Source organism: Microbacterium sp. 77mftsu3.1, assembly GCF_900100525.1.
In the GTDB taxonomy this organism is placed as follows: Bacteria; Actinomycetota; Actinomycetes; order Actinomycetales; family Microbacteriaceae; genus Microbacterium; species Microbacterium aquilitoris.
This window is the reverse complement of the sequence record NZ_FNCR01000003.1, coordinates 224,616-248,775: the sequence shown is the minus strand read 5'-3', so window position 1 is coordinate 248,775 and position 24,160 is coordinate 224,616. Positions and strand designations below refer to the sequence as shown.

The following is a 24,160-nucleotide window of genomic DNA, read 5'->3' as shown; positions in this document are numbered from 1 at the left end:
CTAGCCGATGCGGTCCTGCACGGGGTTCGGCGTCAGGCGTTGGCGACCGCGTTCGTCGGAACCCAGCCCAGCGACGGAGCCACGTGGCGTGCGAACGACTCGACGAGGCGCAGGTTGAAGGCGACACCCAACTGACTGGGGATGGTCAGCATGAGGGTGTCGGCCTCTCGCACTGCGGCGTCGTGCTGCAGTTGCTCGACGAGTTCGTCGGGCGTGCCGGCGTACGTCTTGCCGAACGTCGAGCGCATCCCATCGATGATGCCGATCTGGTCACCGTCCGAGCGCCCGCCGAAGTACATGGCGTCCTCCGCCGTGGTGATCGGGAAGATGCTGCGGCTCACCGAGACCCGCGGCGTACCGGCGTGACCGGCCTCGCGCCACGAGGTGCGGAAGGCGTCGATCTGCTCTGCCTGCAGGATGTCGAACGGTCGCCCGTCCGCCGACGTGAGGAGAGTCGAGGACATCAGATTGACGCCCATCCGACCCGCCCACTCGGCCGAGTCGCGGTTGCCCGCTCCCCACCACACACGCGAGCGCAGCCCGGGGGAGTGCGGCTCGATGCGCTGCAGCCCCTGGCCGCCGCCGAACGGGCTGTGCGGGTCGCTCTCGGCGAGACCCTCCCCGTCGATCGCGCGCAGGAACAGGTCGAAGTGCTCACGAGCGAGGTCGGCACCGCGGGGGTCTTCCGAACCGGTGTAGCCGAACGTCTCGTAACCGCGGACGACGCTCTCGGGTGAGCCACGGCTCACGCCGAGCGCCAGGCGCCCGTCACTGATGAGGTCGAGGGCCGCCGCCTCTTCGGCGAGGTACAGCGGGTTCTCGTAGCGCATGTCGATGACGCCGGTCCCGACCTCGATGTGCGAGGTCCGTGCGGCGATCGCGGCGAGCAGCGGCATGGGGGAAGCCTGCTGGCGCGCGAAGTGGTGGACGCGGAAGTAGGCGCCGTTGACACCCAGCTCGTCCATGCCCTGCGCGAGGTCGATCGCCTGCTTCAGCGAATCGCCGGCGGTGAGCTCGCGGCCCCCGCCGAGGGGACCGTAATGGCCGAAGGACAGCGTTCCGAAACTCTGCATACCGGTGGCAACGCCGCGGCCGCGGCATCCATTCCTTTGAATATGGATGCCGCGGCCGCGGAACGTGCGGAGCGCGTCAGCTCGTGGGAGCGACCGCGCGCAGGGCGTCGACCCAGGACGTGGTCGGGCGTCCGATGAGGTCCGTCAGGTCCGTCTCGGACACGTCGAGGGCGCCACCGGCGATCCCGGAGTCGAGGGCGACGACGAAGCCGACCGTGCCCTCGTCGAGCCCGAACGAGGCCAAGCGGGCTGACAGCTCCTCGGGCGTCGCGGGCACATAGGCGACCTCGCGACCGAGGACCTCGCCCATCGCGGCTGCGATGTCGGCATAGGTCGCGCGGGGGCCGGCGAGCTCGTAGGTCCGCCCGGTGTGGCCGTCCTCGAGCAGGACGACCGCGGCCGCCTCGGCGAAATCGACACGGGCGGCGGCAGCGACCGCGGCGCCGCCGACGGCAGCCGAGAGCACGCCGGTCTGGGCGGCACCGGCGAGGTCGCCGGCGTAGTTCTCGATGTACCAGTTGTTGCGGAGGAGGACGGCGGGGATGCCGCTGGCTGCGATGGCCTCTTCGGTCGCCTTGTGGTCGGGGGCGAGGACGAGCTCGACGGTGTCGGCGTGCGAGACGCTCGTGTAGACCAGCTTCTTCACGCCGGCGCGGACCGCGGCGTCGATCACGTTGGTGTGCCCGGCCAGGCGGCTGCCCGGCTCCGAGCCCGAGATCAGCAGGACGCTGTCGACGCCCTCGAGTGCGGCGTCGATCGACTCCGGTGCGCTGTAGTCGAGGGGAACGACGCGGACGCCCTTGTCGGCGAGGTCGGCGGCCTTCGCCACGGTGCGTGCACCCGCGACGATGCTGTCGGGAGAGGCGCCGCGGGCGAGGAGGGCGTCGACGACGAGGTGGCCGAGCTGTCCGCCGGCGGCGGTGACGAGGATGGTCATGGCGAGTCCTTTCAGTGATCGAGCGAGATGCGCGACACGAGAGGGAACCCGCATCGGGACCCCAAACATTCCTCGAGGAGGGTACCCACTTTCAGGTAAGCTGCTGACATGTCTGTCAGTTACGCGCAGATGCAGCAGGAGTCTCCGGGGGTCTTCACGGAGGCCTGCCCCACGCGCACCGTGCTCGACCACATCACGAGCAAATGGGGCATCCTCGTCCTCCTCTCGCTCACCGACGGCACGCTTCGCTGGGGTGAACTGCGTCGCAGCGTCGACGGCATCAGCGAGAAGATGCTCGCCACGACCCTCCGCACCCTCGCCGCCGACGGCCTGGTCGCGCGCACGTCGTACCCCGAGGTCCCGCCTCGGGTCGAGTATTCCCTGACCCCCCGAGGCGTCGAGCTGATGGAGCGCGTCATGCCGCTCATGACGTGGATCCAGGTGAACGCAGACGACATCGTCCGTCGCTGAGGTCGGGCCCCGGGCATCCGTCATCGTGTCAGGATCGTGACCATGACTGTTCTCGGTACGAGCGACCTGACCGTGTTCCCCCTGTCCTTCGGCGGCAACGTCTTCGGATGGACGGCGGACCGCGACACCTCCTTCGCCGTCCTCGACGCCTTCGCCGCTGCCGGCGGCGACTTCGTCGACACGGCGGACGTCTACAGCGCCTGGGCGCCGGGCAACTCCGGCGGCGAGAGCGAGAAGATCCTCGGCGAGTGGATCGCCGCGCGACGACCGTCCGGCGTCGTGATCGCCACGAAGGTCTCGAAGCACCCCGAGTTCCCCGGTCTGTCGGCGGCCAACGTGCGGGCCGGAGCCGAGGCGTCGCTCACGCGGCTCGGCGTCGACACGATCGACGTCTACTACGCCCACGCAGAGGACGACGAGACCCCGCTGGAAGAGACCGTGGCGGCGTTCGGTGCGCTCGTCTCCGACGGCCTCATCCGCTACCCGGCGATCTCGAACTTCTCCGCCGAGAACACCCGTGAGTGGGTGCGCCTGGCCCGCGAACAGGGCGTCGCGGAGCCGATCGTCACCCAGCCCCGGTACAACCTCGTCGACCGCGCGATCGAGCGCGACGTGAAGCCCGTCGCCGAGGAGCTCGGCCTCACGGTCGTCCCGTACTCGGCCCTGGCCAGCGGGTTCCTCACGGGCAAGTACCGCTCCACCGACGCGTCGGGTCAGTCCTCGCCGCGTGCCGGATCGGCCGCGGCCTACGCGACCCCCGACGGACTCGCCGTGCTCTCGGCGCTCGACGACGTCGCAGCGGCGCACGACGTCGCACCGGCATCCGTCGCCCTCGCCTGGCTGCGCGCAAAGGGCACCGTCCCCATCGCGTCGGCGTCGCGGGTCGACCAGGTCGACGCTCTCATCGCCGGCGCGACGATCGACCTCACCGCCGACGAGGTCGCCGCCCTCGACGCGGCTTCCGCCCCGTTCGTCGGCTGAGTTCCGAAGGACGGATGCCGCCCCGCGATTACCCTGGTGGGGTGGCATCCGTCCTGAACATCTCCGCCTACCTCTTCACGCACATCGCCGACCCCGCGTCGCTGCGTCCTGTGCTGAAGGAGCGCACGGAGGCTCGGGGACTCCGCGGCACGATCCTTCTCGCGGAGGAGGGCATCAACCTCTTCCTGGCAGGACCGGCCGAGGACGTCCACGGATTCGTCGACGAGCTCCGTGAGGACGAGCGCTTCGCCGCGCTCACGACGAAGGAGAGCTGGTCGGACGAGCAGCCGTTCCGCAAGATGCTCGTCAAGCACAAGCGCGAGATCATCCGGATGGATCGTCCCGCGATCCGACCCGAAGTCGGTCGAGCCCCCGCCGTGGACCCGACGACGCTCCGACGCTGGCTCGACGCGGGGGTCGACGACGACGGGCGCGAGGTCGTTCTGCTCGATACCCGTAATGCGTTCGAGGTCGACCACGGCACCTTCTCGGGCGCGCTCGACTGGCGGATCGAGAAGTTCACCGAGTTCCCCGAAGCCGCCTCGGCCCACCGCGACCAGCTCGTCGGCAAGACGGTCGTCGGCTTCTGCACCGGCGGCATCCGGTGCGAGAAGGCTGCGCTCGTCCTCCGCGAGGAAGGGATCGACGCCCGCCAGCTCGAGGGCGGCATCCTCGGCTACTTCGAGCATGTCGGCGCCGACGGGTTCGAGGGCGACTGCTTCGTCTTCGACGAGCGCCGCACCGTCGACGCGTCGCTGCAGCCCACGGGCTGACCCGCGTCGGAGGTCGGGGCTAGCCTCATCCCATGCACCGGCTCACGAGGGACGAGGCCCGCCGCATCGCGGTGCGCGCGCAGCTGCTCGACGCCGACCGGCCCGGCGACGTCGTCGAGGTCGCCGAGCAGATCGCCGCGATCAAGATCGACCCGACGGCCGTCATCGCCCCCAGCGAGCAGTCGATCTGTTGGTCGCGCATCGGCTGGGCGTACGAGCCGGGACAGCTGTCCAAAGCCGTGGAGACGGACCGCCTGCTGTTCGAGTACGACGGGCACTTCCGCCCGGCATCCCTCCTCCCCGCGCTCCGGGCGATCATGCCGACACGCAGGCTGGGCGGCGCGACGCGACAGTACCTCGATGCGAACGCCGACTTCCGTGCCGAGATCCTGCGGCGCCTCGACCGCGACGGCCCGCTGCAGGCGTCGGAGATCCCCGACACGAGCGCGGTCCAGGCGAAGAACGAGAGCGGCTGGTACGGGGCGAACCAGGTGCCGCGGATGCTGGAACTCCTGTCGTACCTCGGCGACGTCGCGATCAGCGGGCGAGTCGGACGCCAGCGGGTGTGGGACCTGCCCGAGCGGGTCTATGCGGGGACGGATGCCGCGATGAGCCCCACCGACGCCGAAGAGGTGCTCGCGGGCCGCCGCCTGCAGGCGCTCGGCATCGCACGGCAGAAATCGTCCTGGTCGGGCGTCGGCACGGCCGGCGACGAGGCCGAGGTGGAGGGGAGCTCATGGCGCTGGCGCGTCGACCCCGAAGCGATCGCGGCGCTCGACGACGATCCCGGAGGCCGTGCGGCGATCCTCAACCCGTACGACCGGATGCTCTTCGACCGGCCGCGGCTGACCGAACTGTTCGACTTCACCTTCGTCCTCGAGCAGTTCAAGCCGAAGCACCAGCGGGTCTACGGCTACTTCGCGCATCCGATCCTCGTCGGCGATCGTTTCGTCGGCCTCCTCGACGCGGCGCTCGACAAGAAGAAGGAGACCCTCGTGGTCGCCGCCGTCCACGAGCTCGCCCCGATCGATGAGGACGAGCGCGAGATGGTGCACGCCGAGATCCGGGACCTCGGCGAGTGGCTCGGGGTCCCGGTCCGCGGGCTGGAGTGATCCGGGTCAGCGCGCCAGACGCAGCGTGACGAGCTGGAACGGCGACAGGTCGAGCCGGACCGTCCCCGATGACGCGCGGAGCGCGGTCGGTTCGATCCCGCGCTCGAGCAGGTCGGTCTGCGTGACCGTCGAGGTCTCGAAGCCCGCCGTCAGCTGCGCCGACCGTGCCGAGCCGAGCGCTTCGTAAAGACGCACGATGACGTCTCCGGAGCCGTCGTCCGCCAGCTTGACCGCCTCGACGATCACACCGGGGTCGTCGACCGTGAGCAGCGGCGCGACCTCGCCCGCACCCTGCACCGCGAAGGGAGGCAGGTTGAGGCGGAGGCCCTCGCCGATCGCACCCGCAACGGTCGCGGCGGGCAGGACGGAGAGTCGGAACTCGTGCGCGCCCTGGTCTGCCTCGGGGTCGGGGAACAGGGGCGCGCGCACGAGTGTCACGCGCGCGACCGTCCGGGCTCCGCCGTCGGGGCCGGGTGCGCGCTGCACGTCGTGGCCGTACGAGGAGTCGTTCGCCACCGCGACGCCGTAGTCGCCCTCGACGACGCGGATCCACCGGTGCGCCACGGTCTCGAACTTCGCGGCATCCCACGTCGTGTTCGCGTGGACGGGGCGCGAGAGGTGACCGAACTGGATCTCGGACTCCGTGCGTTCGCCGCGCACCCGCAGCGGGAAGGCGATCTTGAGCATCTTCTGCCGCTCCCGCCACTCGAGGCGCAGGGCGATCTCGAGGGCGCCCGAGAACGGGTCGACGCGGTAGCGCTGCTCGAGTTCCGACGCGCCGAAGCGCCGCCGCACGACGAGGTCCGCACCGTCGACGACGACCTCATCCGCATCCGTGAGGGTCGTCCCGAGGGCGCCGTCCTCGGCGTCGATGTTCCAGGCGTCCCATTCGCGAGGGGTGTCGCGGAACAGCTGCAGCACGCCGCCCGGGAAGGCCGGGTCGATGAGCTCGCGGCCCGTCGTGAGGTCGACCGCGCCCACGACGAGCCCCCGCGCGTCGATCGCCCAGTGGAACCGCTCGTGCCGGAACGCCCACCCGTCACCGTCAGGCTCCGGGACCACGGGCAGGACGGATGCCTCGTCCGCGACCGCGAGCGCCGGCGCGCCCGCCAACGACATCGGCGCCGCGTTCGCGGTCAGCTGTCGATCGCCCTCGCCGGTCAGCGAGCGCAGGGCGGTGTCGATGATCTCCTGAAGCTCGGCCGCGACGCGTGCGTAGGTCGCCTCGGCCTCCTGGTGCACCCAGGCGATCGACGTGCCGGGCAGGATGTCGTGGAACTGGTGCAGGAGCACCGTCTGCCACAGCGAGCGCAGGCGCTCGGCGGGGTAGGCGGCTCCGGTGCGGACGGTGTCGAGTGTCGCCCACAGCTCTGCCGCGCGGAGCAGGTGCTCGCTGCGGCGGTTGCCCCGCTTGGTGCGCGCCTGGGCGCTGTAGGTGCCCCGGTGGTATTCGAGGTACAGCTCGCCCGACCACACCGGCGGGTCGCTGTACTCGGCCTCGGCCTCGGAGAAGAACTGCGACGGTGATCCGAGGTGCACGCGCGGCGACCCCTCGAGGTCGGCCGTACGGCGCGCGGCGGCGATCATCTCGCGGGTGGGCCCGCCACCGCCGTCGCCCCACCCGAACGGGACGAGGGAGTGCGAGGCATCCGCCTTCTCGGCGAACTGGCGTTCGGCGAGGGCGAGTTCCGCGGCCGACAGCTCGGAGTTGTACGTGTCGACCGGAGGGAAATGCGTGAACACGCGGGTCCCGTCGATGCCTTCCCAGAGGAAGGTGTGGTGCGGCATCCGGTTGGTCTCGTTCCACGAGATCTTCTGCGTGAGGAACCACCGCGACCCGGCGGCCCGGATGATCTGGGGGAGTGCCGCGGAGTAGCCGAACGAGTCCGGCAGCCACACCTCGAGCGGCTCGACGCCGAACTCCTCGAGGAAGAACCGCTTGCCTTCGACGAACTGGCGGGCGAGGGCTTCGGAGCCCGGCATGTTCGTGTCGGATTCGACCCACATGCCCCCGACCGGGGCGAAGCGTCCGGCGGCGACGGCATCCTTCATCCGTCCGAACAGCTCGGGGTAGTGCTCCTTCATCCAGGCGTACTGCTGGGCGGACGACGCGGCGAAGACGAAGTCGTCCTCGGTGCGGATGAGGTCGAGGACGTTCGAGAAGGTGCGGGCGACCTTGCGCACCGTCTCGCGGATGGGCCAGAGCCAGGCCGAGTCGATGTGCGCGTGACCGACCGCGGTCAGCTGATGCGACGAGGCGGATGCCGGGGCCGCGAGCACCGCGCGCAGCTCGGCCCGCCCCGCCTCGGCGGTGCCCGTGACGTCGTCGGGGTCGACGGCGTCGACGGCGCGGCCGAGGGCGGCGAGGACACGGGCATGACGCGTGCGGTTCGGCTCGAGCTGGTCGACGAGACCGCGGAGCGTCCAGATGTCCTGCTGCAGCTCCCACACGGTCTCATCGAGAAGGCCGAGCTCCAGCCGACGCAGCCGGTAGATGGGCTCGTCTCCCGCGGTCCGCCGGTCGCCGAGCGGGGTGGCCGCGAACGTGAAGGTGCCGGCGACGCTGGGGTTGCCGGCGGCCTCGATCCAGAGGTCGACCTCGTCGCCCTCGACGGGGACCGAGGCGTTCCGCGGCTCGATGGCTTTGACGATCGAGCCGTCCGGGCGGAAGACGAGCGCCTCGGCCTGGAAGCCGGGACCGGACGCGTCGAACCCGAGGTCGACGACGAGTTCGGGACGCGTCCCGCTCGACCCCCGCCAGGATGCCGGGACGCTCCCGGTCACGTGGAACCACACCGTGCCCCACGGACGTCCCCAGGCCACGCCCACCGACACCGGATCGTACGTCTGCCGGATCGCCTCGGCGAACGGGACGGGCTCGCCCGGCACCTCCCACGCGGTGATCGTGAGCGGAGCGGTCTCGCGGTAGAGGGCGGGCGGCAGGCGGTCGCCGGCGAGTCGGTCGATGCGCTGCAGGGCCAGGCGGTCGTTGCGGTGCATGGGGTTCCTTCGGAAGAGAGGCGGCGGGAGGAGGGGCTGTGCTGGTCAGCCCTTGACGGCACCCGAGAGCGCGAACGACCCCCCGAGACCGCGGGTGACGATCAGGTAGAGACCGAGGACGGGGACCGAGTACAGAAGCGAGTAGGCGGCGAGACGGCCGTAGGCGACGGCGCCGTACTGCCCGAAGAAGGCGTAGATCGACACGGCGGCGGGTTGCCAGTCGGGGGTCAGGAGCAGCACGAAGGGGACGAAGAAGTTGCCCCACGCCTGCAGGAAGACGAACACGAAGACGACGCTGAGAGCGGGCCGCATGAGGGGGACGACGACCGTGAACAGGGCCCGCATCGCGCTGGCGCCGTCGACCCAGGCGGCTTCCTCCAAGCTGACCGGGACGGAGTCCATGAAGTTCTTCGTCATCCACAGCGCCATCGGCAGTGCGCTGGCCGCGAGGAAGAGCGTCACCGCCCACGGTTGGTTGATGAGGCGCAGCTGCACGAACAGGCTGTAGACCGGCACCATGATCGCCGTGATCGGCAGGCAGCTCGCGAAGAGCACCGAGTAGAGGAACGGCCCGTTGAAGCGGGACCGGTAGCGCGACAGCGGATAGGCGGCGAGGACGGCCGTCACGACGGTCACGACGGCTGCTCCCGTCGACAGCAGCAGGCTGTTGACGAGAGGGCGCAGCGTGAGTTCCGGCGTCAGGACGTCGGTGAAGTTGTCGAGCGTCGGTTGTGCCGGCCAGGCGACCCGGTAGGTCGCCGCGGAGTCGATCGAAGCCAGGATGACCCACGCGAGAGGCGCGGCGAACAGCAGGCCGATGACGATGAGGACGAGGTTCGCCCAGAACCGGGTGGCACGACGGCGCGGCGAGGCCACGCTCGGCGCCCGCCGCGGTCGGCGCGTCGCGGTCGCGGCGCTCACCCGACGCCGCCCCGTCGACGGAGCGAGACGACGTACGCGAGCGAGAACACCGCGCCGAGGGCCAGCATGACGATCGCGATCGCATTGCCGTAGCCGATGTCGCCGAACGAGAACGCCTGGGAGTAGGCGAACACCGGCAGCGTAGACGACAGGTCGCCGGGGCCGCCCTTGGTCATCACCCAGATGAGGGTGAACACCGACAGGGTCTGCAGGGTCGTCAGGAGCAGGTTCGTGAAGATCGTGCCCGAGATCATGGGGAGGGTGATGAACCGGAGTCGCTTCCAGGTGCCGGCGCCGTCGATCATGGCCGACTCGGTCACCTCGGGCGGCACGTCGTCGAGGGCCGCGCGGTAGATCATCATCGAGAACGCCGTGCCGCGCCAGGTGTTGGCCAGGATGATGGCGAGCAGCGGCAGCGAGTACAGCCAGTTCGGGCCCTGGATGCCGACGAGCGACAGCACTCCGTTGAGCGTGCCGTCGGCCGAGAGGAACGCGTAGCTGACGAACGCCGCGACGATCTCGGGCAGGACCCAGGCGGTCACGACGACCACACCGACGGTGCCGGCGACGGCCCGGCTCCCGGCGCGGAAGAGGACGGCGAGCAGCATCCCGAGGACGTTCTGTCCGATGATCGCCGACCCCACGACGAACACGACGGTCAGCAGGACCGACAGGGGCAGGACCGGATCGGCGAACAGACGCGTGAAGTTGTCGAGGCCGACGAACTCCGGTTTCGCCGCGCTCACCCCGGTGAGGGCGCGATCGGTCAGGGAGCCCGCCACGGCCCACACGATCGGACCGGCCAGGAAGACCAGGAGCAGGCCGACGGCGGGCAGCAGGGGAACGGCTCGTGCCGGTGTCGCACGCGACCCGACCCGCGTGCGCGCGCGCCGGCGGGCGGGCACGGCCGGGTCGGGGGGCGGTGCGAGGGTCGTCGTCATACGCTCACCCGGTGACGACTCCGTCGTCGCCGGCGATCTTGCGGACGGCGTCGTCGTATGCGGCGGCTGCCTCGGCGGGGGACTGCTGTCCGGTGATGACGGCTTCCGTGGCCTCCTGGGCTGCGACGGAGATCTGCGGGTAGTCGCTGTTGGCGGGGCGGAAGTGGGTGACCGAGACGGCATCCGTCACCGCCTTCACGAACGGATTCGCCTCGAGGTACTCCGGGTCCGCGGCCACGTCCTTTCGGACGGCGATCTGGGAGTTGTTGACGGCGTACCAGAGCGCGTTCTTCTTGTTGACGACCGTCGTCATGAACTCGAACGCGAGGTCGGGGACGTCGGTCTGGGCCGAGGCCGCGAGCGTCCACCCGCCCGACATGCTCACGCCTCCCGGCTCCTGACCGTCCTGTGTCGGGAACAGCGCGACGCCCATCTTGTCGGCGTATTCGGGCCACGCGAAGTCGCCGCCCTCCGCCCAGAACGAGGGCGTGTACGACCCTTCGACCGTCGCGCCGAGGGTGGCCTTCGGGAACATGTCTCCGAAGACCGACTGCCACACGTTGGGGTCGAGCGCCTTGTCGGGGCTGACGGCATAGCCCTCGTCGTAGAGGGTCTGCAGGAAGGTCAGCGAGTCGACGAAGCCCTGAGAGCCGACGACCCACTTGCCGGCCTCGTCATCGTAGAGTCCGGTCCCGTCGCCAGTGCCGTAGAGCAGCTCGTAGAAGCTCTGCATGACGGTGCCTTCGCCCGTGCCGGTTCCGGCGTACATGTTGAAGGGCACCGCGTCGGGCTGGCTCTCCTTGATCTGCGCCGCAGCGGCGAGGATGTCGTCCCAGCTCTCGGGCTGCCACGGCAGCGCGATGCCGGCCTTCGAGAGGACGTCCTTGTTGTACCAGATCACGCGGGTGTCGGTGCCCAGGGGCAGCGCGTAGACCTTGCCGTCGGCGCCTTCGCCGGCAGTGCGGGCGTTCTCGTCGAACTGCTCCCAGTCCTTCCACGCGCCGACCTTGTCGTCGAGGTCCAGCAGGTAGCCCGCTTCGATGTCGCTGCGGACCGAGAAGGAGTCCTCGTAGAACACATCCGGTGCCGTGTCGGGGGAGGCGAGCGAGAGCTGCAGACGTGTCTTGTAGTCGTCGTCGCTCGCGGTGATCGGCTCGAGGTCGACGGTGATCCCGTCGTGGGATGCCTCGAACTCCTTCTTCGCCGTCTTCATGAGGGTGTCCATCGCGGTGAACGCGTTCGTCTTCACGTACACGACCGTCACGGTGTCGCCCTCGGATGCGCCGGGATCCGCGGAACACCCCCCGAGCACGAGGACGGCAGCCGCTGCCGCAGCGATGGACGTGATGGCGGTGCGAATTCTCACGGGGCCCCCTTGCTGACCATGACGCCCGTACCCGATGTCCGGACCCCGTAAGTCAAATGGGTGGAATTACGTGAGTCAAGGCGCACCGGAGACCGTGACGTGATTGGGATCACGCCGACGGAACCAGCAGCGACGTCGTCCGCGGGGTGAGCGCCTCGTCGAGGATCAGGCAGGCCGCTCCGATCGCTCCGACGTCCGATCCCAGGACGGTGCCGGACACCGTCACGGGGTGCACGCCCCGGGCCGCACGCAGCTCGTCGAGCCGGGCGGGGATCGTGCCGGTGAACATCTGGCCGACGCGGTCCCAGAGCGGTCCGCCCATCACGATCCGGTCGACGTCGAGCAGGTTCGACACCACGGCCAAGGCCCGCGCCACGTGCTCGCTGCACCGTCGCAAGAGCTCGTCCGCACCATCGTCGCCCGCGTCCGCCAGCGCCACGAGTCGGGTCATCGCGGCGTCCACCCCGGTCGGGTGGTCGTCGGGGCGCTCGGCGGGGATGACTCCGCGCCGCTCGGCCTCTTCGATCAGGGGGAGCGGTGCGCAGCTGACGGCGATGCAGCCGCGCAGTCCGCACGCGCACGGAAGGCCGTCCGGGTCGACGACGATGTGGCCGATCTCGCCTGCGTTGCCCGACCCGCCGCGGACGACCTCGTCGCCGATGACGAGGCCGACGCCGAGACCGGTGCCGAGGTAGAGGAACGCGAAGTTCTGCGCGCCGTCGGCCTCGTCCGTCCACTTCTCGGCCACCGCGGCGGCGGTGACGTCCTTCTCGAGCACGACGGGCAGGCCCGTCGCCGCGGCGATCGCATCGCGCAGGGGCACGCGGTGCCACCCCGCCAGGTTGGGCGGATCCAGCACGATGCCGCGGTGCACGTCGATGGGACCGGGGGCGGCGATGCCGAGGCCGACGATGCGAGTGCGGTCGATGCCCGATTCGGTGAGGACCATCTCGATGTCCTGGATGAGCACGTCGACCGTGTCGGAGGGGTCCTGCGCCGTCGGGGTCGCTCGCGCGTGGCGGCTGACGACGTCGCCGTCGATCCCGAGGACGACGACGGTGATGAGACCGGGATCGAGGTGCACGCCGATCGCGTAGCGGCTGCTGCCGACCAGGCGCAGGGTCGTGCGCGGCTTGCCCCGGCCGGAGCTGGTGCGCCCCGCCTCTTCCACGATCCCCGCGTCGAGGAGTCGCTGCACGATGTTCGAGACGGTCTGCGCGGACAGGCCGGTGGTGTCGGCCAGCTCGACACGGCTGTGGCCGTGCGAACGACGGATCTGGTCCAGCACGACCGCTTCGTTGTAACCACCGACGCTGGGTTGATTTGCGCCGCGTCTGGCCATGGGTGAACCTGCTTTGCTCCGAGGGGCGGTTGATCGAGCGTAGCGCGCCCCGCGGCGACCGGCGATCCCCTGCCTGGCCCGCTACATTCGTGGCATGTCCTCGCCCTCACCTCTGGCCGCCCGCACCCTCGAAGACGGCGCTGTGCTGCGCGTCGCGCGGCCCGGCGACGAAGCCGGCATCCTGGCCGCGATCCACGCCCTCGCGGCCTATGAGCGGGAGCCGGATGCCGTCCGCACGACGGTCGGCGACCTCACCGCCGCGCTGTTCGGCGACGACCCGAAGGTGTTCGCCCACGTGATCGAGCGGGACGGCGGCATCCGGGCGATCGCGGTGTGGTTCCTCACCTTCTCGACCTGGACGGGACGCCACGGGATCTGGCTCGAGGACCTGTTCGTCGACGAGACCGATCGCGGGCGCGGGTACGGCACGGCGCTCCTGGGTTCGCTGGCGGCCGTCGCCCTCGAGCGCGGCTACCCGCGGCTCGAATGGACGGTGCTCGACTGGAACGCGCCGGCCGTCGGCTTCTATCGCTCGATCGGCGCCGAGGGCATGGAGGAGTGGACGACGCAGCGGATGGCCGGCGACGCGCTCGCCGCGCTCGCGCGGCGCTGACGGGTCAGGACAGCGGCGAGATCGTCACCGGGTCGCCCAGCCCTGACAGCTTCTGCGTGATCGTCGCGGTGCGTCCGAGGAACCCTGTGGTGGATTCGGCGGCCACGGGCAGTCCTTCGGTCGTGATCCAGAGGGTGTAGGACTCGACCGGGATGTCGTACCACGTGTACGGTGCCGCGCTCACGAGCCGGTAGGCCTCGACGGTGCCGTCGGGCGTCTCAACGTCCTCGGGCTCGGGGGAGACCTGCCACGTCTCGCCGGCGCCGATCAGATCGCCCATGAAGCCGGGGTCGGAGAATACGCGGTAGATCTCCGCCGTCGACCCGGCCTCCTGCTGCGACACATCCGCCGAGTCCACGTCGGCGACGACCGGTCCGTCCCCGTCGTCGAGGAGCATCGCGCCGTCGACGAAGCTGATGGATGCCGGGCCGGCACCGCTCTCCAGCTCGCCCCGGAACTCGAACATCGGGTCGTAGTGGTAGACGATCTTCCCGGCCAGTTCGTCGCCCGAGATCGTCAGCGTGCCGCTGTCGTAGCGGACGAGGACCGCTTGGATGCAGGGGCCGAGGTCTCCGCCGGTGACGGTGGTCGCGGTGAGATCGAGGGTCTCGCATTCGACCGGCTTCTCGACGACCGGCGCAGCCGCCGTGGGGGTCGACGAGGGCGTGCCGGGTTCCGTCGGGGTGGTCGTCGCCGTCGACGGCGGATCGGTGGGGCCCGGTTCGGCGGGCCCGGTGCATCCCGTCAGGGCGAGGACCGCCGCCACGGCCGCGATGGACAGGGGCAGGACGGGAGTGCGCACGGGAGCTCCTTGCGTCGACGTGGCGGGAGTCGTCGTCGAGCCTACTCGGGCCGTCTATCGAATCGGATGCCACTGGCGCAAGCCCCTGGGGCGGCATCCGGAACGCCGCCGATCATGGACGGCACATCGCGACGAGAGGAGAACCGTGGCCAGCATCATCGAAACGGTCGATGTCAGTGTGCCGGTGTCGACCGCGTACAACCAGTGGACCCAGTTCGAGTCCTTCCCCCACTTCCTCAGCTACGTCCAGTCGATCACGCAGATCGACGACACGACGAACCGCTGGAATGTGAAGATCGGCGGCGTGGAGCGTGAGTTCACCGCGCACATCACGGAGCAGCATCCGGATGAGCGCGTCGCGTGGAAGAGCGTCGACGAGGATCACGCCGGCGTCGTGACCTTCCACCGCCTGAGCGACACGGAGACGCGCGTCACGGTGCAGCTCGACTGGAGGCCCGAGGGCTTCGTCGAGACCGTCGGCGCCGCCATCGGCGTCGACGACCACGCGGTCAAGAAGGACCTGCAGAAGTTCAAGGAATTCATCGAATCCCGCGGCGCTGAAACCGGTGCCTGGAGAGGCGACGTGGGCTGAGCGGTCGGCGCGTCCGGCTGCTCGCGACGGCCCGGTGGTGCATTCCACCGGGCCGTCGTGGCACGGTGGGAACATGACCACTCTCTCCCTCGAAGGCCGCGCTCGCCGCCTTCGCGACCTGCACGCCGCCCCCGAGATCCTCCGCGTCATCAACGTGTGGGACGTCATCTCGGCGAAGGCCGTGCTCGCTCTGCCCGAGACACGAGCGATCGCGACCGCGGGCCACTCGATCGCGGCATCCTTCGGCTACGACGACGGCACGATCCCCCTCGAGACGACGCTCGACATGGTGGGCCGGATCGTCGAGGCCGCCGGCGACGTCCCCGTGTCGGCCGACCTCGACGACGGGTATGAGGACACCGGCGACACGATCCGCCGGGCGATCGGCGTCGGCATCGTCGGCGCCAACATGGAAGACCGTCTCCGGCCCTTCGACGAGGCCGTCGCGCGGGTCGCCGCCGCCGTCGCGGCAGCCGAGTCCGAGGGTGTCCCGTTCGCGCTCAACGCCCGCACCGACGCCATCGCCAGAGCAGGGGACCGCCCGCTCGAGGAGTCGATCGCCGATGCCATCGCGCGCGGTCGCGCGTTCCTCGACGCGGGCGCCGACGTCGTCTTCGTGCCCGGAGCGCTCGACGCCGACACCACGGCCCGCCTGGTCGAGGGCATCGGCCGGGTCAGCGTGATCGGACTGCCCGGCGCCCTCCGCGCGGCCGAATACGAGAAGCTCGGCGTCGCCCGCATCTCCTACGGCCCGCTCACCCAGCGCGTCGCGTTGACGGCGTACCAGGATCTCGCCGCCGATCTGTACCGGGACGGCGTGATCCCGGACAGCACCCGAGCTCTCAACTGACGGCAGCGGGACGGATGCCGGAGCGCGACCTTCGACAGGGCGGGCGGAGCCTGCGTGGTAGGCTCTCCCGTTGGAAGCGTGTCCGAGCGGCCGAAGGAGCATGGCTGGAATCCATGTAGGCGGGGTAACTCGTCTCGCAGGTTCAAATCCTGTCGCTTCCGCCGGAACGAAGCCCCGCACCTGATGGTGCGGGGCTTCGTCGTTCCCGGAGCTACCGGGTCCTCAGCGCTGCCGGGACCTCAGCGCTGCAGCGGCATCGCCTCGGCGAAGGTCGACCCCGGGTGGACGACGAGCGAGCGCGGCAGCAGACGCGCCGCAAGGCGACGTGGCACCGACACGGCGGCGAACAGCCCGGCGCGGATCGCGGCGGCATCCGTCACGAGCTCGTCACCGTCGGCGTCGCCGAACGAACCAGGCTGCGCGTAGCTCGAGCGCTCGACGGCGCCCACGAGCCGGTCCAGCGCGACCGGCGGACCGCCGTGGTCGGCCTGGAGCCGCTCGCCGAACGCCCGCGGCGACTCCGATTCGGGCACCGGGATGCCGAGGTCGAGCGCCGTGTCCTGCACGAGACGCCACGCCGCAGCGGCGCTGCCGCGTCGCGCCTGCGACCGGCGTCGGCGGGAGACGACCGCGCCGGCGAGACCGGGAAGGGAGAGCAGGAGGATGACGCCGGCCACGATCCCCAGGACCGGCAGCACGGTGACGACGGAGAAGGTCGTCGTGGGCGTGGCGCCCGCGGTGGGGTCCTCGTCGGGTCGCGGTGCCGCCGACGCGGTCGAGGTCGGCTGCGGCGTGGCGGTCGCCGACGGCTCGGGCTCGGGCTCGTTCGAGCCGTCGTCCTCCGAGGCGAATCTCTGTGCGGCGCCGAGGCTCTTGGTGGGTTCGAAGGCGACCCAGCCGATGCCCGCGAAGAAGACCTCGGGCCAGGCGTGCAGTTGGGCGGTCGTGGCCTGATAGACGCGATCGTCGCCCTCGACGTCGCCGGTCGGGAGGCCTGGGAGGAATCCCACGACGACGCGGGAGGGCATGTCGAGGGTCCGCGCCATGATCGCGAATGCCGACGCGAAATGGACGCAGTACCCCGACCGCACCTGCAGGAATCGCTCGACGGCTTCGACGCCGGAGCCGTCGAAGCCCTCCTCGACCGGAGCCGAGAGCGAGTAGTCGAAACTCGGCCCGCGGAACCACGACTGCAGGGCGAGCAGACGGTCGTAGTCGTTCGAGGAGTCGGCCGTCACCTCCGTCGCCAGATCGGCGATCTGCGACGGGGTGTCGGCCGGGAGCTCCACCGCTTCGCGGGGGCCGCCGCGGGCCTCGGCCGCGCGCGCCTGCTCGAGGGTGGGCCGCGGCGTCCGGCTCACGACCTCGAACGTCTGGCCGCGTGCGGCGGAGGTGGGCGAGGCGACCGTTCCGTTCGCAGCGGTGATCCGCCAGCTCCCGGTCACCCCGTCGAAGGAGACCGCGTCCGCGGGGACGGGCAGCTGCGCAGAGGAGAGGTCGAGGACCTCGACCGTGCGCCGGTCCTCCACGATCTCGATGCCGTCGGCGGCGGAGTCCTCGGGCGCCCACTCATCGATCGGCACGGAGCGGTTGCGGTCGGGTTGCCACGAGTTCCCCTCCAGCTCGGTGAGGGTCGCGACGCGCAGGTAGGCCGGGGCCGCCGCGGCGCTCCACTGCCGGACCACGGGAATCTCCGCGGGTCGGCGCAGGTCGTCGCCGAGGTTCAGCGACGCGTCGATCGATGTGCCCCCGCCGAACCCGCCACTGGGGGCGGCCGGCGTCGGCAGCGCCGGCGCGGCGATCACGGCGATGACGATGGCGGATGCCGCGATCACGGCCGCGACGGCGCCGACACCGCCGCGCGGTGCGTCGGCGGACCGCGCACGGTGGCGGGCGCGGGTCTCGGCGCGCAGCAGCCACAGCAGGACGACCGCGAGGAACGCGAAGGCCCACAGGTCCATCACCTGCGGCACGGCCAGCGTCGGGATCAGCCAGACGGCGATCAGGGCGACACCGGCGAGCAGCGGCATCCGCGCCGTCAGGACGACGTGGTCGAGGGCGACCGCGAGCAAGCCGACGGCGCCGACGATGAGGAACGTGAGGGAGGCCGAAGCCTCGAGCGGCGCGACGCCGACGGCGATGTCCGAGCTCGCGATCTCGACCAGTCGCGGCACCCGGGCGAACGCCTCACCCGAGGGGATGACGAACAACCAGGCGACATCCGAGAAGAAAACGGCCGTCATCGTCGCGATCCAGATCGCCAGGAGGGACGGGGTCACGACGAGCGCACCGAGCCGGAGCCGGCGCAGCAGGTACCCGGCGCCGAGCAGCAGACCGGCGAGGACGAACGCGAGTGCAGCCCACGCGCCGCCGGCGATCACGCTGAACAGCGGGACGAGGGCGGCCACGAGACCGAGGAGGAGCGCGACGGTCGACGGCCCGTCGTAGCGGGGGCGCGCGGCGCCCTGCGGTTCAGCCGGCATGAGCGCGCATCCCCTCCGTGCCGACCCCGCCCGGCCACAGCGAGTCGAGCTCGTCCTCGGGTTCGAGGCGGTGCACGCGCCACCCGGCCTCCCGCGCCGTCCGCAGCGCGGCATCCGCGCTGCCCTCGACGAATAGGACGGGCATGCTGCTGTGCGTCACGACGGGAGCGAGGGAGGCGGCATCCGTCACGTCCACCTCACCGGTCACGACGACCACCGGGCCGAGCGTGGATCCCGCGAACAGCGGCGCGAGATCCCGGAGCGAGCCGTCGCGCCGAGCCGTGAGGGTCGCGAAAGCTGTCGTCATCGCCTCGAGCGCCGTGGTGTCGCCCCCCTCGAGCCCCGGGACGAGTTCGGCGCCGTCCACGTCGATGACCGCGACGCTGTATCCCTCGCGAACGAATCGCGCCGCCGCCGAGACCACCGTCGAGACCGCCGCCTCGAAGCCGGGATCCTCGCCCGGGGAGCGCAGGGCCTCGCTGGTCCACCGGGCGGCGGTCCGATCGAACACGATGACGGCCTCGGGATTGGACTCGCGCTCCTCCTGCCGCACCATGAGCTCACCGCGATGCGCGCTGGCGCGCCAGTGGATGCGGCGCATCGAATCGCCCGGAGCGTACGCGCGGGGGATGAGGTTGTCGGCACCCTGCCCGAGTCGGTCGGTGGTGGACTGCATCGTGCCGCCGGCGGCGCCGGGGAGGTCGTCGAGGACCTCGAGCGGGATGAAGGCAGGGGTCACCGTGAGGGGCACGCTCCCGCCGAGCTGCTGCAGCCGGCGCGTCAGACCGAAGGGATCCGTGGTCTCGACGACGAGCGGACCGATCGGGCGCACGCCTCGCCGCCGCGCATGCACACGGTAGGCGATGTCCACGCGGTGGCTGCCCGCGGCGAGCCCCGAGCGGAGCGCCGGATAGACGCCGGTCGGCTCGCCCTCGACACCCCGGGGCAGCCTGTCGTGCCAGGTTCCCACGACCGTCGGCAGCATGGAGCGCGAATCGACCCGGACCCGGACGTCCACCTCGCCGCCCACGGCGGCCACGTCCGGGGCGAAGGAGCGATGCACGCCGTCGGCCCGGTGACCGAGCCACAACGATGCGAAGGACAGCCCCACGACCGCCACGAGGAGGACGCCGAAGAACACGAGCGCGGGCACGCCGACGATCGGCGCCAGCACGAAGGAGGCGAGGCCCAGGAGGACCGCTCCCGTGCCGCGAGGAGTCAGCGGCCATCGCGTCATGACGGGCGACCGGTCAGCGCGCGGCGACGGGGACGCGCACCGAGCCCACGACCTGCTCGAGTGCGGCGGCGACGAGGTCTGCCCCGCCCCGTCCGCGGGACACCGCCCCGCCGCGGGCCGCGATCAGCCGGTGGGCGAAGACGGGTTCGATCAGCGCCACGAGATCGTCGGGGATGACGTACTCGCGTCCTTCGAGGGCGGCCCACACCTTCGCGGCGCGGATGAGCTGCAGCGTCGCGCGGGGGCTCGCGCCGAGTCGCAGGTCCGAGTGCTCGCGCGTCGCCCGCGACAGCGCGACGGCGTACTCCTCGACGGCGGACGAGACGTGGACCGTCCGTGCCCAGGAGATGAGCGAGGCGACGCTCTCGGCGGTGATCACCGGACGGATCGCGTCGAGGGGGTTCGCGCTGTCGCGCTGGCGCAGCATGAGCGCTTCGTTCGCGGCATCCGGGTACCCCATCGAGATGCGCATCATGAACCGGTCGCGCTGCGCTTCGGGGAGCGCGTAGGTGCCCTCCATCTCGAGAGGGTTCTGGGTCGCGACGACGAGGAACGGATCCGGCAGACCTCGGCTCGTGCCGTCGACGGTCACCTGGCGCTCCTCCATCGCCTCGAGCAGTGCGGACTGCGTCTTGGGGGAGGAGCGGTTGATCTCGTCGGCGATCACGATGTGGGCGAAGATCGCCCCGGGCTTGAAGTCGAAGCGTCCCTCGGACTGGTCGTAGACGCTCACGCCGGTCACGTCGCTCGGCAGCAGGTCGGGAGTGAACTGGATGCGGCGCACGGTCGCCCGGATCGAGGAGCCCAGCGCGCGGGCGAGCATCGTCTTGCCGACGCCGGGGACGTCCTCGATCAGCAGATGACCTTCGGCCAGCAGGCAGACCAGAGCGGCACGGACGGCGTGCGGCTTGCCGTCGATGACCTTCGACACCGACTCGACGAGTGCGGTCGTCGTCTCGGCGAACACGGTCGCATCGACCCGGCTGGTGGACCGCGTCGCGGTCCCGCCCCCCGGCGCCGTCATGGTCGTCTGGTCGTCGGTCATCCGTCCCCCTCACGCGGTCGGCGCAGCAGCGCGCCCGGACCGATGCTAACCCGGCCGTCGTAGGCGGGCGCCCGACGTCGGGTAGACTTGCAGCAGCTCTCCGCGAGACGGCACCCAGGCCAACTCCCCCAGGACGGAAACGTAGCAAGGGTAACCGGGCTCTGCCGGGTTCGCGGAGAGTCTTATTTTTGCGGGGGTACCCGCTTTGACCGCAGCCTCGGCTCCCAGCCCGGTCATCGACCCGCGAGCCTAGGCTGGGTGCGTGGCTCAGAGCATCTACATCACCTCCGCCGAAGGTCACTCCGGCAAGTCGACGATCGCCCTGGGTGTCCTCGACACCCTGAGCCGTCGGTCGCCGCGTGTCGGGGTCTTCCGAGCGATCGCCCGCTCGACCGAGGAACGCGACTACGTGCTCGAGATGCTCCTCGACCACGACGGTGTCGACCTCGGCTACGACGAGTGCATCGGCGCCACCTACGACGAGGTCCGCGCCGATCCGGATGCCGCTCTCGGCCGCATCGTGGAGCGCTACAAGGCTGTCGAGGCGCAGTGCGACGCCGTCGTCATCGTCGGCAGCGACTACACCGACGTGGGCAGTCCCGCCGAGCTCGGGTACAACGCCCGGATCGCCGCGAACCTCGGCGCTCCGGTGCTCGTCGTACTGGCCGGTCAGCCCGCCGACGGGGATCGTTTGCCGGATGCCGGGGGTCTGTCGCCCGAGCAGGTGGGGAACCTCGCGACTCTCGCCCTGGCGGAGCTCAAGCACGAGCGTGCGGGGATCTTCGCGGTCGTCGTCAACCGGGCCGACCCGGAGCGCCTCGACGACATCGTCGCAGCCGTCCGGGAGGTCCCCGCCGCGGCGGGCGACATCGGCGTCTGGGCGATCCCGGAGGACGCCTACCTCGTGGCTCCGTCCGTGGGCGACGTCGCCCGCTCGCTCGGGGCGAGCCTGGTCAAGGGCGACGAGACCCTTCTCGACCGCGAAGTGCTGCACGTCGTCGTGGCGGGGATGTCGCTCAACAACGTCCTGCCGCGGCTCGAAGAGGCGGCGATCCTCGCCGTCGCCGCCGACCGCACCGAAGTGCTCCTCGCGGCACTGTTGGCGAATGCGTCCGGGACCTTCCCATCACTGTCGGGCATCGTCCTCTACGGTCCGTTCGAGCTCCCCGAACACGTCGAGCGGCTGATCGACGGGCTCGACTCGAACCTCCCGATCCTCGCGACCGATCAGGGTACGTACGAGACCGTCCGCGGCATCATGAGCGCGCGCGGTCGGCTGGCGGCGCACTCGCAGCGCCGCTACGACACGGCGCTGGCGCTCTTCGACACGCACGTCGACACCGATGATCTGCTGCGTCGCATCGGGCTCGCGAGCTCGAGCGTCGTCACGCCCCTCATGTTCCAGTACGGCCTCATCGAGCGTGCGCGCAGCGAGCGCCGGCGCATCGTGCTGCCCGAGGGGAGCGACGACCGCATCCTCCGCGCCGCGGCGACGGCCCTCGCCCGCGGCATCGCCGACATCACGATCCTCGGCGAGCCGATCGAGGTGCGCTCCCGCGCGCTCGAGCTGGGTCTCGACATCCAGGCCGCCGAGGTCCTCAGCCCGTTCGACGCCGTCCACGTCGACAAGTTCGCCCGGGAGTACGAGCGCCTCCGCGCGCACAAGGGCATCACGTTCCGCCAGGCCGCCGACACCGTCACGGACGTCTCCTACTTCGGCACGCTGATGGTGCACCTGGGGCTCGCCGACGGCATGGTCTCGGGTGCCGCGCACACGACGGCGCACACGATCCGTCCCGCGTTCGAGATCATCAAGACGAAGCCGGGCGTCGACGTGGTCTCGAGCGTGTTCCTCATGGCGCTCGCCGACCGCGTCCTCGTCTACGGCGACTGCGCCGTGATCCCCGATCCGACCGCCCCGCAGCTCGCCGACATCGCCGTCTCGTCGGCCGCGACGGCGGACCAGTTCGGGATCTCGCCGCGGGTCGCGATGCTGTCCTACTCGACGGGGGAGTCCGGCTCGGGCGCCGACGTCGAGAAGGTCCGCGAGGCCACCGCGCTCGTGCGCGAGCGCGCCCCGAAGCTGCTCGTCGAAGGCCCCATCCAGTACGACGCGGCCACCGACGCCGCGGTCGCCGCGACGAAGATGCCGGGCTCGGATGTCGCCGGCCGGGCGACCGTGTTCGTGTTCCCCGATCTCAACACCGGCAACAACACGTACAAGGCCGTGCAGCGTTCGGCCGGCGCGGTCGCGATGGGCCCGGTCCTGCAGGGGCTCAACAAGCCCATCAACGACCTCTCCCGCGGAGCGCTCGTCGAAGACATCGTCAACACCATCGCGATCACCGCGATCCAAGCCCAGAATGCGGCGGATGCCGCAGCCCCGGAGACCCGCGCATGACCCCCGTCCTCGTCATCAACAGCGGCTCGTCGTCGTTCAAGTACCAGCTCGTCGACGTCGAGACCGAGCGAGCCCTGGCCTCGGGGCTCGTGGAGCGGATCGGCGAGGCGACCGGCGTCGCCACGCACACCGTCTTCTTCGCCGAGGAGGGGGCCGGCGTCACCGCGACGAAGGCGACGACGCGCATCGAACGCCCGATCCCGGATCACACGACCGGCTTCGCGGTCATGCTCGAGGCCTTCGGCGCTCAGGGTCCGTCGCTCGATCGGGCACGGCCCGTCGCCGTCGGCCATCGCGTCGTCCAGGGCGGGGCGCGCTTCTTCGAGCCGACCCTCGTCACCCCGCTCGTCGAGATCAACATCGACGAGCTCTCGGCCCTCGCGCCGCTCCACAATCCGGGCGCGCTCCAGGGCATCCGCGCGGCGCGGGCGGCCTTCGCCGACGTCCCGCACGTGGCCGTGTTCGACACCGCCTTCCACCAGACGATGCCGGCGGCGGCGTACACCTACGCCATCGATCGCGAGATGGCGCAGAAGCACCGCATCCGCAAGTACGGCTTCCACGGTACGAGCCACAAGTTCGTGAGCGAGGCCGCGGCCGCCTTCCTCGGGCGCCCGCTCACGGAGCTGTCGCAGATTGTGCTGCACTTGGGTAACGGCGCCTCGGCGACCGCCATCCGCGGGGGCGAATCCGTCGACACGTCCATGGGCCTCACGCCGCTCGAGGGCCTCGTGATGGGGACCCGTTCGGGCGACATCGACCCCTCCGTCCTCGGCGTCCTCGCCCGACGCGAGGACATGGCCCCGGGCGAGCTCGACTCGTTCCTGAACAAGAGGAGCGGGCTCCTCGGTCTCGCCGGTGCCTCGGACATGCGCGACATCGACGCGCGTCGGCAGGCGGGGGATGCCGACGCCACGCTCGCGTTCGACGTCTACATCCACCGGCTCCGCGCGTACATCGGCGCGTATCTGGCTCAGCTCGGCGGCGCCGACGTCATCTCGTTCACCGCGGGCGTGGGCGAGAACTCCGCCGTGGTGCGGGCGGCCGCTCTCGAGACGTTCGGCTTCGCCGGGGTGCGAGTGGATGCCGAGCGCAATGCCTCCCGCGAGCGCGGCATCCGTGTCATCTCGACCGACGACTCGCCCGTCACCGTCCTCGTCGTCCCGACGGACGAGGAACTCGAGATCGCCCGCCAGGCCCACACGGTCGCGACGGCGTGA

Annotated in this window: 20 protein-coding genes, 1 tRNA gene and 1 other RNA gene; 11 read left to right on the top strand and 11 right to left on the bottom strand. The window is 70.8% G+C overall.

The features are described from left to right. Window positions 1-32: 32 nt before the first annotated feature. Together BLR68_RS09765 and BLR68_RS09760 are read right to left on the bottom strand one after the other, a co-directional pair. On the bottom strand, window positions 33-1,073 hold the full coding sequence (locus BLR68_RS09765; protein ID WP_018187006.1) for an LLM class flavin-dependent oxidoreductase: 1,041 nt from the start codon (window positions 1,071-1,073) through the stop codon (window positions 33-35). Window positions 1,074-1,149: 76 nt separating this feature from the next. Next, on the bottom strand, window positions 1,150-2,010 hold the full coding sequence (locus BLR68_RS09760; RefSeq protein WP_018187007.1) for an SDR family oxidoreductase: 861 nt from the start codon (window positions 2,008-2,010) through the stop codon (window positions 1,150-1,152). A gap of 108 nt (window positions 2,011-2,118) precedes the next feature. Here BLR68_RS09760 and BLR68_RS09755 point away from each other — a divergent pair, with 108 nt between their 5' ends. From BLR68_RS09755 to BLR68_RS09740, 4 genes are read left to right on the top strand one after another with little or no spacing between them, the layout of a single operon-like run. Continuing rightward, window positions 2,119-2,481: a winged helix-turn-helix transcriptional regulator gene (locus BLR68_RS09755; protein WP_018187008.1), complete on the top strand. Its 363-nt coding sequence runs from the start codon at window positions 2,119-2,121 to the stop codon at window positions 2,479-2,481. A gap of 42 nt (window positions 2,482-2,523) precedes the next feature. After that, window positions 2,524-3,462, top strand: a complete 939-nt coding sequence (locus tag BLR68_RS09750; protein WP_018187009.1) for an aldo/keto reductase — start codon at window positions 2,524-2,526, stop codon at window positions 3,460-3,462. A 41-nt stretch (window positions 3,463-3,503) separates the two neighbouring features. Continuing rightward, a complete protein-coding gene (locus BLR68_RS09745; RefSeq protein WP_018187010.1) occupies window positions 3,504-4,235 on the top strand; it encodes a sulfurtransferase in 732 nt (243 codons plus the stop codon). Between the two features lie 32 nt (window positions 4,236-4,267). Then, window positions 4,268-5,347 (top strand): DNA glycosylase AlkZ-like family protein, encoded by a 1,080-nt coding sequence (locus tag BLR68_RS09740; protein ID WP_018187011.1) that lies wholly within the window; start codon window positions 4,268-4,270, stop codon window positions 5,345-5,347. A 6-nt stretch (window positions 5,348-5,353) separates the two neighbouring features. Here BLR68_RS09740 and BLR68_RS09735 read toward each other — a convergent pair whose 3' ends face one another. From BLR68_RS09735 to BLR68_RS09715, 5 genes are all read right to left on the bottom strand, one after another. Next, window positions 5,354-8,347, bottom strand: coding sequence for an alpha-mannosidase (locus BLR68_RS09735; protein ID WP_018187012.1), 2,994 nt, complete (start codon window positions 8,345-8,347; stop codon window positions 5,354-5,356). 45 nt (window positions 8,348-8,392) lie between these two features. Continuing rightward, the gene (locus BLR68_RS09730) at window positions 8,393-9,268 is read right to left on the bottom strand and encodes a carbohydrate ABC transporter permease (RefSeq protein WP_018187013.1); all 876 of its coding nucleotides are present in this window, start codon (window positions 9,266-9,268) and stop codon (window positions 8,393-8,395) included. Further along, entirely contained in the window at window positions 9,265-10,209 is a 945-nt protein-coding gene (locus BLR68_RS09725) for a carbohydrate ABC transporter permease (RefSeq protein ID WP_018187014.1), read from the bottom strand. Before BLR68_RS09725 ends, BLR68_RS09730 begins: the two co-directional genes overlap by 4 nt. A 4-nt stretch (window positions 10,210-10,213) precedes the next feature. Beyond that, on the bottom strand, window positions 10,214-11,575 hold the full coding sequence (locus BLR68_RS09720) for an extracellular solute-binding protein (RefSeq protein WP_018187015.1): 1,362 nt from the start codon (window positions 11,573-11,575) through the stop codon (window positions 10,214-10,216). 109 nt (window positions 11,576-11,684) lie between these two features. After that, the gene (locus tag BLR68_RS09715) at window positions 11,685-12,863 is read right to left on the bottom strand and encodes an ROK family transcriptional regulator (RefSeq protein WP_018187016.1); all 1,179 of its coding nucleotides are present in this window, start codon (window positions 12,861-12,863) and stop codon (window positions 11,685-11,687) included. 148 nt (window positions 12,864-13,011) lie between these two features. Between BLR68_RS09715 and BLR68_RS09710 the strand changes: the two genes are divergently transcribed. Then, entirely contained in the window at window positions 13,012-13,530 is a 519-nt protein-coding gene (locus tag BLR68_RS09710) for a GNAT family N-acetyltransferase (RefSeq protein ID WP_256335364.1), read from the top strand. Window positions 13,531-13,534: 4 nt separating this feature from the next. Here the strand turns inward: BLR68_RS09710 and BLR68_RS09705 are convergent, their stop codons facing one another. After that, the gene (locus tag BLR68_RS09705) at window positions 13,535-14,332 is read right to left on the bottom strand and encodes a hypothetical protein (protein WP_018187018.1); all 798 of its coding nucleotides are present in this window, start codon (window positions 14,330-14,332) and stop codon (window positions 13,535-13,537) included. Between the two features lie 145 nt (window positions 14,333-14,477). On the opposite strand from BLR68_RS09705, the gene BLR68_RS09700 reads away from it, so the two are divergent. The 3 genes from BLR68_RS09700 (at window position 14,478) to BLR68_RS09690 (ending at window position 15,935) form a co-directional block, all read left to right on the top strand. Beyond that, window positions 14,478-14,924 carry an SRPBCC family protein gene (locus BLR68_RS09700; protein ID WP_018187019.1) on the top strand — a complete coding sequence of 149 codons (447 nt, stop codon included), beginning with the start codon at window positions 14,478-14,480 and terminating at the stop codon, window positions 14,922-14,924. 73 nt (window positions 14,925-14,997) lie between these two features. Next, entirely contained in the window at window positions 14,998-15,774 is a 777-nt protein-coding gene (locus BLR68_RS09695) for an isocitrate lyase/PEP mutase family protein (protein ID WP_018187020.1), read from the top strand. Window positions 15,775-15,846: 72 nt separating this feature from the next. Continuing rightward, window positions 15,847-15,935: transfer RNA gene (locus BLR68_RS09690), tRNA-Ser, on the top strand. A gap of 78 nt (window positions 15,936-16,013) precedes the next feature. Here the strand turns inward: BLR68_RS09690 and BLR68_RS09685 are convergent. From BLR68_RS09685 to BLR68_RS09675, 3 genes are read right to left on the bottom strand one after another with little or no spacing between them, the layout of a single operon-like run. Beyond that, window positions 16,014-18,257 (bottom strand): transglutaminase TgpA family protein, encoded by a 2,244-nt coding sequence (locus BLR68_RS09685; protein WP_018187021.1) that lies wholly within the window; start codon window positions 18,255-18,257, stop codon window positions 16,014-16,016. Then, window positions 18,247-19,494 carry a DUF58 domain-containing protein gene (locus BLR68_RS09680; RefSeq protein WP_018187022.1) on the bottom strand — a complete coding sequence of 416 codons (1,248 nt, stop codon included), beginning with the start codon at window positions 19,492-19,494 and terminating at the stop codon, window positions 18,247-18,249. The genes BLR68_RS09685 and BLR68_RS09680 overlap by 11 nt, the downstream gene beginning before the upstream one ends. Before the next feature lie 13 nt (window positions 19,495-19,507). Next, window positions 19,508-20,539 (bottom strand): AAA family ATPase, encoded by a 1,032-nt coding sequence (locus tag BLR68_RS09675; protein ID WP_018187023.1) that lies wholly within the window; start codon window positions 20,537-20,539, stop codon window positions 19,508-19,510. A gap of 91 nt (window positions 20,540-20,630) precedes the next feature. Between BLR68_RS09675 and ffs the strand changes: the two genes are divergently transcribed. From ffs to BLR68_RS09660, 3 genes are all read left to right on the top strand, one after another. After that, window positions 20,631-20,727: signal recognition particle sRNA small type (gene ffs / locus BLR68_RS09670), an RNA gene on the top strand. A gap of 74 nt (window positions 20,728-20,801) precedes the next feature. Beyond that, window positions 20,802-22,940, top strand: coding sequence for a phosphate acetyltransferase (gene pta, locus BLR68_RS09665; protein ID WP_018187024.1), 2,139 nt, complete (start codon window positions 20,802-20,804; stop codon window positions 22,938-22,940). Further along, a complete protein-coding gene (locus BLR68_RS09660) occupies window positions 22,937-24,160 on the top strand; it encodes an acetate/propionate family kinase (RefSeq protein ID WP_018187025.1) in 1,224 nt (407 codons plus the stop codon). The genes pta and BLR68_RS09660 overlap by 4 nt, the downstream gene beginning before the upstream one ends.

Bases quoted from the DNA above. Each gene is read 5' to 3' on its own strand.
- BLR68_RS09735 (WP_018187012.1), bottom strand. From the start codon at position 8,347: ATGCACCGCAACGACCGCCTGGCCCTGCAGCGCATCGACCGACTCGCC.
- BLR68_RS09725 (WP_018187014.1), bottom strand. From the start codon at position 10,209: ATGACGACGACCCTCGCACCGCCCCCCGACCCGGCCGTGCCCGCCCGC.
- BLR68_RS09675 (WP_018187023.1), bottom strand. From the start codon at position 20,539: ATGACCGACGACCAGACGACCATGACGGCGCCGGGGGGCGGGACCGCG.
- BLR68_RS09760 (WP_018187007.1), bottom strand. From the start codon at position 2,010: ATGACCATCCTCGTCACCGCCGCCGGCGGACAGCTCGGCCACCTCGTC.
- BLR68_RS09685 (WP_018187021.1), bottom strand. From the start codon at position 18,257: ATGCCGGCTGAACCGCAGGGCGCCGCGCGCCCCCGCTACGACGGGCCG.
- BLR68_RS09755 (WP_018187008.1), top strand. From the start codon at position 2,119: ATGTCTGTCAGTTACGCGCAGATGCAGCAGGAGTCTCCGGGGGTCTTC.
- BLR68_RS09695 (WP_018187020.1), top strand. From the start codon at position 14,998: ATGACCACTCTCTCCCTCGAAGGCCGCGCTCGCCGCCTTCGCGACCTG.
- BLR68_RS09710 (WP_256335364.1), top strand. From the start codon at position 13,012: ATGTCCTCGCCCTCACCTCTGGCCGCCCGCACCCTCGAAGACGGCGCT.
- BLR68_RS09660 (WP_018187025.1), top strand. From the start codon at position 22,937: ATGACCCCCGTCCTCGTCATCAACAGCGGCTCGTCGTCGTTCAAGTAC.
- BLR68_RS09765 (WP_018187006.1), bottom strand. From the start codon at position 1,073: ATGCAGAGTTTCGGAACGCTGTCCTTCGGCCATTACGGTCCCCTCGGC.
- BLR68_RS09750 (WP_018187009.1), top strand. From the start codon at position 2,524: ATGACTGTTCTCGGTACGAGCGACCTGACCGTGTTCCCCCTGTCCTTC.
- BLR68_RS09740 (WP_018187011.1), top strand. From the start codon at position 4,268: ATGCACCGGCTCACGAGGGACGAGGCCCGCCGCATCGCGGTGCGCGCG.
- BLR68_RS09680 (WP_018187022.1), bottom strand. From the start codon at position 19,494: ATGACGCGATGGCCGCTGACTCCTCGCGGCACGGGAGCGGTCCTCCTG.